13 protein-coding genes, 2 tRNA genes and 1 riboswitch are annotated in these 14,250 nt (G+C 38.4%); of the genes, 9 read left to right on the top strand and 6 right to left on the bottom strand.

Annotated features, from left to right (window positions below; translation table 11 throughout):
* Positions 1-13: 13 nt before the first annotated feature.
* The 5 genes from D0T85_RS06835 to D0T85_RS06815 form a co-directional block, all read right to left on the bottom strand.
* Positions 14-1,339 carry a BT_3928 family protein gene (locus tag D0T85_RS06835; protein WP_163211571.1) on the bottom strand — a complete coding sequence of 442 codons (1,326 nt, stop codon included), beginning with the start codon at positions 1,337-1,339 and terminating at the stop codon, positions 14-16.
* Positions 1,317-1,871 (bottom strand): DUF1599 domain-containing protein, encoded by a 555-nt coding sequence (locus D0T85_RS06830; protein WP_163211569.1) that lies wholly within the window; start codon positions 1,869-1,871, stop codon positions 1,317-1,319. Before D0T85_RS06830 ends, D0T85_RS06835 begins: the two co-directional genes overlap by 23 nt.
* A gap of 603 nt (positions 1,872-2,474) precedes the next feature.
* Positions 2,475-4,880 (bottom strand): SLBB domain-containing protein, encoded by a 2,406-nt coding sequence (locus tag D0T85_RS06825; protein ID WP_163211567.1) that lies wholly within the window; start codon positions 4,878-4,880, stop codon positions 2,475-2,477.
* Positions 4,881-5,057: 177 nt separating this feature from the next.
* The gene (locus D0T85_RS06820) at positions 5,058-5,348 is read right to left on the bottom strand and encodes a DUF721 domain-containing protein (RefSeq protein WP_163211565.1); all 291 of its coding nucleotides are present in this window, start codon (positions 5,346-5,348) and stop codon (positions 5,058-5,060) included.
* The gene (locus D0T85_RS06815) at positions 5,335-6,450 is read right to left on the bottom strand and encodes a DNA replication/repair protein RecF (protein WP_163211563.1); all 1,116 of its coding nucleotides are present in this window, start codon (positions 6,448-6,450) and stop codon (positions 5,335-5,337) included. Before D0T85_RS06815 ends, D0T85_RS06820 begins: the two co-directional genes overlap by 14 nt.
* Positions 6,451-6,708: 258 nt before the next feature.
* Between D0T85_RS06815 and D0T85_RS06810 the strand changes: the two genes are divergently transcribed.
* The 4 genes from D0T85_RS06810 (at position 6,709) to D0T85_RS06795 (ending at position 8,190) form a co-directional block, all read left to right on the top strand.
* Positions 6,709-7,389, top strand: a complete 681-nt coding sequence (locus D0T85_RS06810; RefSeq protein ID WP_163211561.1) for a tol-pal system YbgF family protein — start codon at positions 6,709-6,711, stop codon at positions 7,387-7,389.
* A 115-nt stretch (positions 7,390-7,504) separates the two neighbouring features.
* Positions 7,505-7,999 carry a 6,7-dimethyl-8-ribityllumazine synthase gene (gene ribH / locus D0T85_RS06805; protein ID WP_163211559.1) on the top strand — a complete coding sequence of 165 codons (495 nt, stop codon included), beginning with the start codon at positions 7,505-7,507 and terminating at the stop codon, positions 7,997-7,999.
* Positions 8,000-8,026: 27 nt separating this feature from the next.
* Positions 8,027-8,109, top strand: a tRNA-Tyr gene (locus D0T85_RS06800).
* A gap of 8 nt (positions 8,110-8,117) precedes the next feature.
* A tRNA-Gly gene (locus D0T85_RS06795) sits at positions 8,118-8,190 on the top strand.
* A 50-nt stretch (positions 8,191-8,240) separates the two neighbouring features.
* On the opposite strand, the gene D0T85_RS06790 is transcribed toward D0T85_RS06795, so the two are convergent.
* A complete protein-coding gene (locus D0T85_RS06790; protein WP_163211557.1) occupies positions 8,241-8,708 on the bottom strand; it encodes a CYTH domain-containing protein in 468 nt (155 codons plus the stop codon).
* A gap of 322 nt (positions 8,709-9,030) precedes the next feature.
* A riboswitch (cobalamin riboswitch) is annotated at positions 9,031-9,268 on the top strand.
* Positions 9,269-9,318: 50 nt separating this feature from the next.
* On the opposite strand from D0T85_RS06790, the gene D0T85_RS06785 reads away from it, so the two are divergent.
* From D0T85_RS06785 to D0T85_RS06765, 5 genes are all read left to right on the top strand, one after another.
* Positions 9,319-11,526 (top strand): anaerobic ribonucleoside triphosphate reductase, encoded by a 2,208-nt coding sequence (locus D0T85_RS06785; protein WP_163211555.1) that lies wholly within the window; start codon positions 9,319-9,321, stop codon positions 11,524-11,526.
* Complete coding sequence (gene nrdG, locus D0T85_RS06780; RefSeq protein WP_163211553.1) at positions 11,519-12,034, top strand: anaerobic ribonucleoside-triphosphate reductase activating protein; 516 nt, start codon at positions 11,519-11,521, stop codon at positions 12,032-12,034. Before D0T85_RS06785 ends, nrdG begins: the two co-directional genes overlap by 8 nt.
* Before the next feature lie 11 nt (positions 12,035-12,045).
* Positions 12,046-12,327 carry a putative quinol monooxygenase gene (locus D0T85_RS06775; RefSeq protein WP_163211551.1) on the top strand — a complete coding sequence of 94 codons (282 nt, stop codon included), beginning with the start codon at positions 12,046-12,048 and terminating at the stop codon, positions 12,325-12,327.
* A gap of 425 nt (positions 12,328-12,752) precedes the next feature.
* Positions 12,753-13,889 carry an acyltransferase gene (locus D0T85_RS06770; RefSeq protein WP_163211549.1) on the top strand — a complete coding sequence of 379 codons (1,137 nt, stop codon included), beginning with the start codon at positions 12,753-12,755 and terminating at the stop codon, positions 13,887-13,889.
* A gap of 6 nt (positions 13,890-13,895) precedes the next feature.
* Positions 13,896-14,246, top strand: a complete 351-nt coding sequence (locus tag D0T85_RS06765; RefSeq protein WP_163211545.1) for a hypothetical protein — start codon at positions 13,896-13,898, stop codon at positions 14,244-14,246.
* The last annotated feature ends 4 nt before the right edge of the window (positions 14,247-14,250 follow it).

Genomic DNA, 14,250 nt, shown 5'->3' with positions numbered 1-14,250 from the left:
GTTTGTAGTCTATTTACGATTGAAGTTTGTTTGCTGCTTCTTTCTCTTTCAATTTCGCTTTTCTTCTTCTTATCATTGGTTTAACCAACAGTATATCAATGGTTAATACAATGAAGTAAGGGATTATAAACCAAAGCAACACTATGAAAATAGTGTGGGTATCGCTCTGTTGCTTTTGTTCGCCTAGAGATATTTTATCCAGTGGGGCGGTAAGCATATATTCGTTGGGTAAACTGCTGTCGTCCCATTTATTTAATATGGTTCCTCCTTTAATCAGCATTAATCCGGGGTTGGAACGAATAATTGTTTTCAATGTTATATCATCTACCAAACAGAAAGGATATTCGGCTCCGGTTTTATCTTTCCATTGTTCTATCTCAATATCAGGCGATGAGGTGAGGCAATAAAAGCCATAACCGTTTTCAATGCTATAATCATATATTTCGTTTATCAGGTCTATGTTGCTATCGTCGGCTTGCTCAATGCGATGTGCAACCAGAAGAAAATTATAGCCTTCGTCCGTCAGTACTTCTAGTTCTATATTTTCACCGGTTTCCAAACTCAACATTGAGAAATCCTTAATAGCCGGTTCGTAGCCTTTCTTCAGAATTTTGGTTTTGGTTTCTTTAAAGGTCCAGGTACTGTCGGGGTAATTATCGAGTGTAAACTCTTCTGTTTTTCCATCCTTTTCAAGCACAAAAACGGTTTCGATAACACTTTTTTCGGCACCTTCGGGAATATTCATTTCTTCCCAGATGTTGTTTCCTATTTTATAAGGGCGGAAATCCAGAATGGGTAAACGGTTGAGGCAATATAAAGATAAAATTACGGTGAAAACAATTGTGTATAAAGATATTAGCCATTCCGACTTTTCGCTAACAAAGCGTATTATGCAATCTTTCCAGATAAAAACGGATAGGGCGGCAATCAACAAAAGTACATTCTTTCCAAAAGTTTCCCAGTTGGTCAAAATCCAGGCATCGCCAAAGCAACCGCAATCCGTAACCGGATCGGTAATTGCCAGGTAAAGCGTTAGTGGAGTCATAACCAACATAAACAACAGGATAAGCGTAGTTGTAGGTTTTTGACGTATACCAAAGAATAGAAGCACTCCTAAAACAAATTCGAGAGTAGATAACGCCACAGCAGCTACTACAGGAGCAAAAGAAGGAACCCATGCCAGCAATCCGAATGCTTGCAGATAGTCTTCTATTTTATAGGTAAATCCAAGTGGGTCAACAGCTTTAACGAACCCCGAAAAGATAAATACTCCTGCCAACAGAAAACGGCACAGATTTACCCAGATTGTTTTTAATTTATTTAGTTGTTTCGTTTTCAAACTCTAATTTTATTAACCCAAAAACCGAATAATTAATCATGTCCATATAATTGGCATCTATGCCTTCGGACACTAATGTATTTCCTGCTAAACTCTCTATTTGTTTGGTGCGATAGATTTTCATCAAAATCAAATCGGTATACGAACTTATGCGCATGCTTCGCCATGCTTCATCGTAATCATGGTTTTTGGCGAGCATTAATTCAAGTGCTTCGGCAGCATATTTATCGTACAGCGCCAATGCTTCTTCGTTGCTCATATCGGCAGCTTCGGCATAACCTAGTTCTAATTGAATCAGGCCTACAATACCATAATTTACTATGGCAATAAATTCGGAACGTACACCCTCGTCAACCTTTGTAACTCCTTTGGTTTCAATGCTTCGTATACGGTTAGCTTTAATAAAAATCTGGTCGGTTACTGATGCCGGACGCAATATACGCCACGCTGGCCCATAGTCGTGCAGCTTCTTCGAGAATAAATCACGACACAATGCTACCACATGTTCAAACTGTTGCTTAGTATCTTTCATTATATACAAAATTGACTGCAAAGGTAGTAATTATTGCAATAATGACACATATAATTCTATCCATATTTCTTAAAGTAAACAAATGCTTGGAATAAGAATAGACAAAAGATAACTTTCAACTTTCAACTAACCAAGTTCCCAGGTTACGTTCTTGCTGGTCGGTGCTCATACTAATTAACTTCCCTAACCCCACAAATTAACTCCTGCATCCACAGTAAATAACTATTTTTTCTGCACATTGAAACTTGGCTTTCTATAAACAGCCAATTAGCTTTCTATAAAGAGCTGATTGGGTTTTTATAAAGAGCCAATCGGTTGTTTATAAACAGCCCATTTTTGTTATGCACATTTAGAAGTTAGTTTATGCAGATTTAGAAGTTAAATTTGCCGCTATTAGAAGTTAATTCACTAACCGTCATCAGGGCAGGCAATAACGCATTTGGCACCCCAGATTAACAACAATTACTATACCTGCAAGCGTGGAATATATGGGGAAATTTGCTGTTGGAACGGCACACTAACAAGAACGGGTTGCATAGTATCACCATGCAACCCGTACTATCATAAGGCCATAAGGGTTTTTCAACTACTGACCTTTACTTGCTACTTTTTTGTCAAAGCTACAATTGCCGCAGCCATTGTGGCCAATGATCCTGTTGCAGAAGTTATACTCATAAGAGTGGATATATCAAATCCTTTTCGTTCTTTCTTTGAAGGTATTATGATTTCGCATCCTGGCTGAATGGCATGAGAATCATAGTTTTTGATTTTAGATACCGTGCCATTCATATATACTGCATATGCTTTGCTCTTCTTAGCACGATGTCCATATCCCCCTGCTTGATTTACATAATAACTTAACTTCTCACCTTTCTTAAAGAACACTGTATTAGGATACATTACTACCCCACTAATACGTACAGTACTTATAAATTCTGGTATTACTAATTTGTCGCCTTCTACTACTACAACGTCGTAATCCGATCCTGGATTAGCCAGTGCTTTATCTAAGTCTATACCAACTGCATAGGTATCACTTACTTTCAAAGTAGAAGCTGCAATTGAATCACTTCCCAGATTTTGCATAGCCAATTGTAGAGTGGCAGCACGTACGGTACGTTCTTCTTCACTCAGCTTACGTAACAAACGAGCTCCCTTAGGGTAGGCGTCCGGAGTTAATCCACCAGCACGGTTTACTAAGTCAGAAAGTCTTTCATTCTTTTTCTTCAAGGCATATCCTCCTTCGAAAAGCACTTCACCACTTACAGTAACCCTCCGCTGTATCTGATATCCCGGACTTCTACGAACAACAACATCATCATAAGGTTGCAAAACAAACCCAGGAGTACCATCAACTACTAATCCGTCTTTAAGTGCAAAAGTATATGTTTCTGATAAAAGTGTAGCAGGCTCCTTGCTCTTAGGATCTTTAATTCGACGAGCAACGTCAATCTGTACAGTAGAAGCTGCTTCAAGTAATCCTCCTGCTTGCAATATTAAATCTTCTAATGTGGTTTGCTCGGCGAAAGGATATTCACCCGGACGGGCTACCTCACCTGAAATAGTTAATGACCCACGATCCTGAATTTCATAAATGCTTGAAATAACCAATACATCATTGCGCATTAAAGGAATATCGGGAATGGCATTATCCATTAAAGCTTTCAAGTCAACAGGAATAATTTCCACTGTCAAATCTTCATATTCTCTGAATAATTGTGCACGGTTAAGAAAAGCATCCCCTTTTAATCCACTTGCTTTTGCTATCAATTGTTTCACAGTATTTGTAGAACCGTCTAGTTCGTACATACCATCACGAAATACAGCTCCGCGAACTTCTACACGATTTTCATAACGATCTAAGGTACTACCTATACTTACTGCATCACCATCTTCTACTTTAAAGGTCGAAAAATCAGGTCGGTCTACTATAAATATACGAAATTCGGGACCTGTTTTACGTACTACACGTATAGCATCCGAGTATGCATCACCTGTAAATCCACCGGCATATTTTAATAATGTAGAAAGTGTTTCCCCTTCCTTCATTTCATAATCCATTTCACGCTTCACCTTACCAGTTATAGTCACCAGAGTTTCGTAAGGTGGCACAATAATAAAGTCGCCTTCCATTAAACGGATATCACCAGAAAAATCACCTCTCAATATTAAATCGTAAATATCAACAGTGGCAACCCGGCGATTATTCCGCATTAACATTACATTACGTAAAGAGCCGATAGCATTTGTTCCACCAGCGCGATAAAGAGCATGAAAAACAGTAGCAAATGATGAGAGTGTATATGTTCCCGGAACAGCAACTTCTCCCATTACATTTACTTGTATAGAACGTATTTTGCCTAAAGTTAAGCGGATTTGAGATACGGCATCTGTAGCATTAATACCTGAATATATTTTCCCTAGTTCACGTTGAACATAAGCGTTAGCTTCTTTTACAGTCATACCACTGAGGTAAACGGGTCCAATATTATTTACCTGAATGTCTCCCTCTGGAGATATAACCTGACGAATGGTGGTTTCATTGGCTCCCCAAACATTTATTACAACTTCATCACCAGGCCCTAACTGATAGCTTTCAGGGGTTGCCATATTATAGTTGGGCTCAAAGGATAGCCCCCTGCTCCTGAATATATTACTACCAAACCGATGTTTTTTATCAGGATCTGCAACCTCTGTAGCTATTAAATCTAATGAGCCTTCAGTTAAATCATCTGCGGAATCATGCAGTCTCTCGCGTTGTTGTCCTTCAACTGATTGATCTATTGTAGAACCATCATTTAACTTGCCTTCTTCGTAATTTTTCTTAATTCGTTCGCCTTGTTCCCGTGTTACGCCACGGGCTTGCAATTCAAGGCCTAGTTGCTTTTCCGACTTGCCTGACTTTTTCCCATCTTTAATATATTGGATTACTTGAGAATCAGACATCTGGGCCATAGAGAAAGTTATGGAGGCAAATGTCATCAAAAAGAAAAATAGAATTCTATACATACCTTTAGTTATATTGGACTTAAAGCCGCAAAATTAACCTTATTGTTTAAGAATACAAAAGAATGAAGAAAAAAAAGAAGAAGAAAAGGAGTTTTGAGTTATGAGTAGTGAGTTTTGAGTTTTACTATGCAGCACTACTCAAAACTCACTACTCATAACTCATAACTCAAAACTCCTTCATCTAAATACAATCTCCCTGATTACCTCGGCTCCGACTTTTCTATTCAAACTTTTCACCAAAAGTTCTCTGCCCATCATCAGCTCCTGACGCAAAGAAGCCGAAGTGAGGTGCACAAACAAGGTTTGATTACGTATATATAACTCTTTTGTATAGGCAGCAATAGTAGAGCCAAGTACTTCTTCCCAGGAGTTTAGAAGACGTTGCTCATTCAGTGGTCCTTCCAAACATTCCTGCCTCAGGTATTTACGGATAAGCATTCCAATAGATTCTGCGTCATTCCTTTTCATAAGTATCTTTTTTCATTTCACATACATTGCCACGAATAACTTCAAATACCTTATGGTCGCTGTTTACCTTCTGCAGTATTTTATCCAGATGCTCACGATTGGTATCGGTGATAAATATCTGACCAAAACGATCGCCTGCTACCAACTTCACTATTTCCTCCACACGCGAAGCATCCAGTTTATCAAAAATATCGTCTAATAATAATAACGGAGTAACACCTGTACGTTTCAGAAAATCGTATTGAGCAAGTTTAAGTGCTACCAGATAAGTTTTATTCTGCCCCTGCGATCCTTCTTTTTTAATAGGGAATTCGCCTAACAACATTGTAAGGTCATCTTTATGAATGCCACGCAATGAATGCCCCATTATTTTATCGCGCATCCGGCTTTCTTTCAAAACATCGAGCAAGGAAGCTTCACGAGCATGCGATGTATATATTAAACCAACTTCTTCTTTACCTTGTGATATAATTGAATAGAAATTTTGGAAGATAGGAATAAACTCCTCGATGAATGCTTCTCGTTTTTGATATACAACAGCTCCTGCTTGGGCCATCATTTCTTCCCAAACTAAGAAGAGTTCCTCATCAACAGGTTGCTCATTTTTCAATAAGATGTTACGTTGCTGCAAAGCTTTATTGTATCGCATTAAGGCATCCAGATATTCGCGGTCATATTGCGAAATTACCACATCCATGAATTTCCGGCGTTCCTCGCTCCCACCCGCAATTAAATCGGAATCGGCAGGCGAAACCATTACTAAAGGAAGAAAACCAATATGATCGGCCAAACGAGAATATTCCTTTTTATTCCGTTTGAATTGTTTCTTCTGTTTTCGCTTCATTCCGCAATAGATTTCCTCTGGCGAACCATCTGTTTCATAGAAACCCTGAATTACAAAGAAATCCTGTTCGTGTTTTATATTTTGCGAGTCAATAGGATTTCCTGCACTCTTACAGAACGACAGAAAATAAATAGCATCTAACAGATTGGTTTTCCCCATTCCGTTCTGCCCGAAAAAGCAATTCAGCTTGCTGGAAAAAGCAAGATCAGCTTCTTCCAGATTCTTATAATTAAGGATGGATATACGATTCAATATCATGAAGGCAAAAGTACAAAGAGAATTTTGAATTAGGAAAATAAAGGGGATAATATTAGTAGCTAGTAGCTAGTAGTAAGTAGCTAGTAGCCAGTAGTAAGTAGTAAGAATCCATGCGGCATCGTATTCTAGCTACTAGCTACTTACTACTAGCTACTAATAAAATATTTCCTTCAAAATTTCATTTATATGTATAAATCAACTACTTTTGCTGACCGAAATACACAATTCGTAAAATAACAAAAGAATATATAGACAAAAATGGCAAATCAAAAAGACCACAAGGAACAATTAAATGTGGAAGACGCACTAACACAGTCGGAGGCATTTATCATTAAAAACAAGAACTTAATTATTGGTGTTGTTGCAGCAATTGTAATTGTTGTGGCCGGTGTTCTTATATATAAGAATATGTATGCCGAACCACGGGAAGCAAAAGCTCAAAGCGCACTTGTTGGTGCTCAAAGTTATTTCGAAGCAGACGCTTTTGAACAAGCATTAAATGGTGACAGTATTTCAACCGAAGGATTTTTGGAAGTTGCTGAACAATTCAGCGGAACCAAAGCTGCAAATCTGGCAAGAGCTTATGCAGGTATCTGCTATATGAGATTAGGCAAGCACGAAAATGCAGTGAAAGAACTCGATAAATTCAATGGTAACGACTTTATGGTAAGTCCTGCTATTTTGGGAGCCATTGGTAATAGCTATGCCGAATTGAATCAGTTGGATAAAGCTTCTTCATACTTAATTAAAGCAGCCGACAATGCTGACAATAATTCATTGAGCCCTATATATCTTATTCAGGCTGGTGATATATTAGTAAAGCAAGGCAAATATGATGATGCTGTAAAAGCTTACACTAAAATTAAAGAAAAATACTTCCAGTCATTCCAGGCAATGGATATTGATAAGTATATCGAAAGAGCAAAACTGCTTAAATAAGTTATAAATAGAAAGTTGAAAATTGAAAGTTACCATGCGGATGCAGGTAGTATTGCTTTCAATTTTCAACTTTTTTTAATTCTCAATTTTCAATTCTCAATTCTCAATTTTAATTATGGCAACTGCTTATCAAAACCTATCAGAATACGACTTCAATTCGGTACCAAGTACCGAGGATATGAGATTCGGCATTGTAGTATCCGAATGGAATTTTGCTATAACAGGTAAATTACTGAATGGCGCAGTAGAAACATTAAAAAAACATGGAGTGAAGGATGAAGATATCCTGATTAAAACTGTTCCGGGAAGTTTTGAATTAACCTATGCAGCCAACCAAATGGCAGAATATGCCGAAGTAGATGCAATCATTGTATTAGGTTGTGTTATTAAAGGAGATACTCCACATTTTGATTATGTTTGCATGGGAGTTACTCAAGGAGTTACTGAGATTAATGCTAACGGTGACATACCAGTAATCTTTGGACTGCTGACTACCAACACTTTAGAGCAAGCCGAAGAAAGATGCGGCGGAAAATTAGGTAATAAAGGAGACGAATGTGCAATTACTGCAATAAAAATGATAGATTTTTCTTGGAGTTTCGAAAAATAGTCGTATCTTTGCACTGCATTAGAAAAGGGGCAATTACCAGAGTGGCCAAATGGGGCAGACTGTAAATCTGCTGTCTTTCGACTTCGGTGGTTCGAATCCATCATTGCCCACTAAAGATGCGGAAGTAGCTCAGTTGATAGAGCATTAGCCTTCCAAGCTGAGGGTCGCGGGTTTGAGCCCCGTCTTCCGCTCTACAATCCCAATAATCAACAGGTTATTGGGATTTATCATTTTATACCGCTTACCATCTTTTATATGGTTTCTTCATCAACATAGAATTATAGTATCTGGAATCGCCAGTCACTTCGCGTCCCAACCATTCGGGCTTATAAAAAGCCTCGTCTAAAGAAGTTAATTCAACCTCAGCCACTACCAACCCTTCATTATCGCCATAAAATTCATCTACTTCATATGTATGTTTGCCAACTGGAATCAAATAACGGGTTTTGTCAATCAAGCCTGGTTCACATAGTTTCAATAACTCTTCTACTTCGCTAACCGGAATTTCTTTTTCCCACTCGTAACGGCTTGCACCACTTGCATCGCTAATGCCTTTAATTGTAATAAATCCTTTATCACCTTTTATTCTTACACGTACTGTTCTTTCGGGTATCGACGACAAATAGCCCTGTGTTATACGTACACTTCGTATTGCCTGCGATTTGAAATTACCTGATACCAAAAACTTACGTTCTATCTCTTGTGCCATAATTTAATATTCATATTATTTTCACTACAAAGCTCACAATGTTCAAATATAGTATAAACTAACTCAGATAACATACTTACATTTATTTCTTTATTATTTTTTCAGGGTTTGCCAAACAAAAAAGTAAGTTTGGTTGTTACTATCACAAAAGCAAAAAATAGATTCAAACAGATAATCGATTTTCTTTTTGGAAAACTTATCAACAGGTTTGCAAAAATAATCTATTGATAAACAGATACTTAAATTTAAAACTGGAAAACTTTTGTAGAATATGACCAAACAACAAATTATATTTTCAACTATTATCTCAAAGAAATGCTATACCTTTGTTGGCATATACGGTTCCAAAGTTCAGTAGGATCAAAAGGGAATCAGGTGGAAATCCTGAGCTATCCCAGTAGCTGTAAATTTCAACTAAGTTAAGAATTAAAATGGAAACATTAACCCTTTTAATTCGTAATTTATATAAGGCTATAAACAAAAATCCACTGTATACATACATTCATTAGCTTTCGGGAGAAAAGTGACAGGATATGCCCACCAGGCATCACTGTGCCATGCCCTTCCGTAAGTAAAGTAATTTCATAAAATAGGTTAAGTACAAATTGTTATGATTCAAACAGTTGTAAAGAGAGACGGACGAATTGTGGGTTTTAATGAAGAAAAGATTATGGCTGCCGTCCGTAAAGCCATGTTACACACCGAACAAGGTGAAGATGCCACATTGATCAGACGAATTACCGACTATGTTTCCTGTCAGGGTAAAGAACAAATGACTGTAGAAGAAATACAGGACATGGTAGAGGTAGAATTAATGAAGAGCTCACGCAAAGAGGTTGCCAAAGGATATATTGCATACCGCGACCAACGCAGCATTGCCCGTAAAGCTAAAACGCGGGATATGTTCCTCGAAATTATCGAAACCAAATCTAATGATGTAACCCGCGAGAACGCCAACATGAACGCAGATACTCCTGCCGGAATGATGATGAAGTTTGCCAGCGAAACCACCAAACCTTTTGTTGACGACTATCTGCTGATTCCGGAAGTGAAAGAAGCGGTTCGCCTCAATTACCTGCATATCCACGATAAAGATTATTATCCCACAAAGAGCCTTACCTGTGTACAACATCCTTTAGATAAAATACTTCAAAACGGTTTCAATGCCGGTCATGGCGAATCACGCCCGGCCAAGCGTATCGAAACAGCCAGTATGTTAGGCTGTATCTCGTTAGAGACCGCACAGAACGAAATGCATGGTGGACAATCTATCCCGGCATTCGATTTTTACCTGGCTCCTTTTGTACGGAAGAGCTTTATTGAAGAGGTAAGAGTGCTGGAACAAATTAATGCACAGAATTATAGCCATTTATATGAAATTGAAATAACCGATTATCTTCCAAAACCTCTTGATGGATTAACCGGTGACGAACGAATGGTTCAACATGCCATTAACCGCACCGTAGGCCGCGTACATCAGGCAATGGAAGCATTTATCCATAACATGAACACCATTCACTCGCGTGGTGGCAATCAGGTGGTATTTAGTTCTATTAATTACGGTACCGATACCTCGGCCGAAGGAAGATGCATTATCCGTGAATTACTAAACAGCACTTACGAAGGTGTTGGTGGTGGTGTAACGGCCATCTTCCCCATTCAGATATGGAAAAAGAAACGTGGAGTTAGTTATCTGCCCGAAGATCGTAATTATGATCTTTACAAATTGGCATGTAAGGTTAGTGCCCGTCGCTTCTTCCCCAACTTCCTGAACCTGGATGCAACCTTTAACCAACATGAAGATTGGCAGGCAGATGATCCCCGTCGATTTGAATATGAAGTTGCTACCATGGGATGCCGTACCCGTGTATTCGAAAACCGTTATGGCAAGAAAACTTCCATTGGACGCGGAAACCTTTCTTTTTCGACCCTAAATCTGGTTCGTATTGCATTAGAGTGCCGCAACGTTGAAGACGAGAAAGAGCGTATCGACTGTTTCTATAAAAAGTTGAACCAGATGTTAGAATTGGCAGCCCTTCAACTACACCGCCGTTTTGAGTTCCAGAAAACAGCAGCACCCAAGCAATTCCCTTTATTGATGTCGGTTTTGTGGGAAGGTTGCGAACAACTGGCAAACGAAAACACCATTGAAAAAGTAATCAATCAAGGAACATTGGGTATTGGTTTCATTGGTTTGGCCGAAGCATTGGTAGCCCTTATCGGCAAACATCATGGTGAGGATGAACAGGCGCAGAAACTTGGATTGGATATTATAACTTATGTGAGAAACCGTGTGAATGATTTCTCGGAACAGTATCAACACAATTATAGTGTACTTGCTACTCCAGCCGAAGGTCTTGCAGGACGTTTTACACGTTGCGACCGGAAAGATTTCGGGTCTATCGCAGGCATAACCGACAGGGAGTATTACACCAACTCAAACCATGTGCCTGTATATTACAAATGTAGTGCACACCAAAAAGCAAAGATCGAAGCACCTTATCATGATCTAACCCGTGGCGGACATATTTTCTATGTAGAGATTGATGGTGATGCCACTCATAATCCGGAAGCTATTATGACTGTGGTAGATATGATGGATAAATATAATATGGGATATTCGTCGGTTAACCACAACCGCAACCGTTGTTTAAAGTGCGGTTACGAAAATTCGAGTGCTACTATTACAGAGTGCCCTAAATGCGGAAGCAACGAAATAGACCGTTTGCAACGCATCACAGGATATCTGGTTGGTACAACCGACAGATGGAACAGTGCTAAATTAGCCGAACTTAACGACCGTGTTATTCATGAATAAGTTATCTATACTCAACATTGTACACGATACAACTGTAGATGGTCCCGGATTCCGGACGGCCATCTATTCGGCTGGGTGTGCACACCAATGCCCGGGATGTCATAATCCACAATCGTGGAACATAAATAATGGTTCACTGTATTCGGTAGATACGTTAATGGATATCATCAAGGCTGATGAGTTTGCCAATGTCACTTTTTCTGGTGGTGACCCTTTTACTCAAATAGAGGGATTTACGGAACTGGCCCGGAGAATTAAACTTGAAACCAAGAAAAGCATCTGGTGTTATACTGGCTATTTGTTTGAACAGATTGTAAAGTCGCCCCGATTATCTCAGATCCTTCCTTATGTTGATGTTATTGTTGATGGGCGGTTTGTTGATGCACTAAAAGATGAAGACCTCCGGTTCAGGGGTAGTAGTAATCAACGGATTATTGATGTGCAAAAGTCATTAAAAAAGGATATAGTGGTATCAACACAGCATTCTAATATTTTTTCATTCACCTAAAACCATAAATCATGGAAAAGAAAGTTATTGTAGCTCGTATCGAAGTTTTAAAAGGAAAAGAAAAAGATTTTTTAGCTATTGTTCCTGCTTTGATCGAAGGAACCAGAAACGAAGAAGGTAATCTGATTTATACACTTTATCAGAATCCGTTTAACGAATCCGAGTTTATCTTCTATGAAGAATATAAAGATCAGGATGCTATCAGGAAACATGGAAGCAATGCACATTTTCAAGACTTTGCAAAGAATGTGCAGCCATTGCTTGCTAAAGAAATGGATATACAAACGTTCTGAGTACCGTATAATAGTCCACAAATTCCCATCAAATAGTCCATACTTTCGCGCAAGCTATATAGCAGAGCTATCTCGGTCTATATAGCTGAGCGCCTTTGTACTATATAGCTTCGACCCTCCGTGCTATATAGCTTCATACCCTCGGTCTATATAGATGATACTTCGAATGGTACTTATGTTTTACTTTTTAGCCAAATGTCATAAGTTAAGCTACTGGTAATTAGTTTATTGTGGCAGTTATGAGACTTATGGCACTTTTTTCGTCGAAAACTTCCTGTAGCTGCTGAATAATTCTCCAACAAAAGACGCAATGCATTACGTCTCTACCCTAATTTATGGCTTAAAACACAACACATTACTTAATTCTACAAAAGAATTCATATTTTTGTGCAGGAAAAAACAAACCCAAATCAATTGAATTCTCTATGTCAGAAAAACAAACCCCATCTGCTGCATTTGCAGATACCAAACCACATTACAATATCCTCGACGGATTGCGCGGAATAGCTGCTATTACAGTAGTTTGTTTTCATATATTCGAAGCTTTTGCAACTAGTCATCTAGACCAAAAAATAAACCACGGCTACCTGGCTGTGGATTTCTTTTTTATGCTATCGGGCTTTGTTGTAGGTTATGCCTACGACGACCGTTGGAAAACCATGAAGACAAAGGATTTTCTTAAACGCAGAATTATACGTTTACAACCAATGGTTGTTATAGGAGCCATTATTGGAGCTTGTGTATTTTACTTTCAGGGATGCCCTGTATGGGATGTTTCGAAAGTTACAATAGGTGCGCTTTTAATAGCTACACTGTTGAATGCACTACTATTGCCAGCTACCCCTGGTATGGAAGTAAGAGGTTTAGGAGAGATGTATCCATTAAACGGACCTACATGGTCTTTATTCTTTGAATATATCGGTAATATTCTTTACGCATTGTTTATTCGCAAACTTTCTAATCTTTGGCTTACTGTATTAGTTATACTGGCAGGTTTCGGATTGGCTTCATTTGCCATCTTTGGACCCTACGGAGATATTTGTGCCGGATTTCAGCTGACCGGAACTGAGTTTACCGGAGGATTTTTACGTTTGCTTTTCTCTTTCTCGGCAGGTTTGCTCTTATCGCGTATCTTTAAGCCTATTAATATAAAGGGGGCTTTCTGGTTGTGTAGTTTGTTGGTGGTTATTCTTTTATCTGTTCCCCGTATTGGAGGTGCCGATCATCTTTGGATGAATGGTTTATACGAAACAGTGTGTTTTGCCTTGTTTTTCCCACTCATTGTGTATTTAGGTGCTTCGGGCAAAACCACAGATAAATATACAATTCGTATTTGTAAGTTCCTGGGTGATATATCTTATCCTTTATACATGGTACATTATCCTTTCATTTATTTGTATTATGCATGGGTTAAAAACGAAAATCTTACATTTACCGAATCTTTACCCGGAGCCATAGCTTTAGTTGTAGGAAGTATTATATTGGCCTATGCAAGCTTGAAGCTTTATGACGAACCGGTTCGCAGATATCTGACTAAAATGTTTTTGCGAAAAAAAGGATAATGAACTATGAGTATAGAATTGTCAAAGAGTCAAAAGAGATTTGCTAGAGAACTTATAGAGAAATCTCTGCAAATAGAATGCGCCCAGTTCCTTGAAAAAATAGAAACTTCCATTGTTAACAGCGAAAAAAGTACAAACCCGCATAAGGCATATCTGAATCTTTATAAAAAGGTGAAATCCTTTGATAAACACATTGCAAAACGATATAATGATTTAAGGGGATCGAAGTGTTTTTTTATACTCGTTGGACTTTTTATAGATGAAATTTTAACGCAAGAAGACTTTGATTGTTTCGATGATGAACTAAAAGAAAAGCTATTGAATACTGTTAAATTGTGGAATAACGATTCAGAATAAAATA

The sequence above is a fragment of the Bacteroides sp. 519 genome (assembly GCF_010500955.1).
GTDB lineage: Bacteria > Bacteroidota > Bacteroidia > Bacteroidales > Bacteroidaceae > Bacteroides.
The sequence above is the reverse complement of the archived record's forward strand: the minus strand, read 5'-3'. Positions and strand labels throughout refer to the sequence as shown.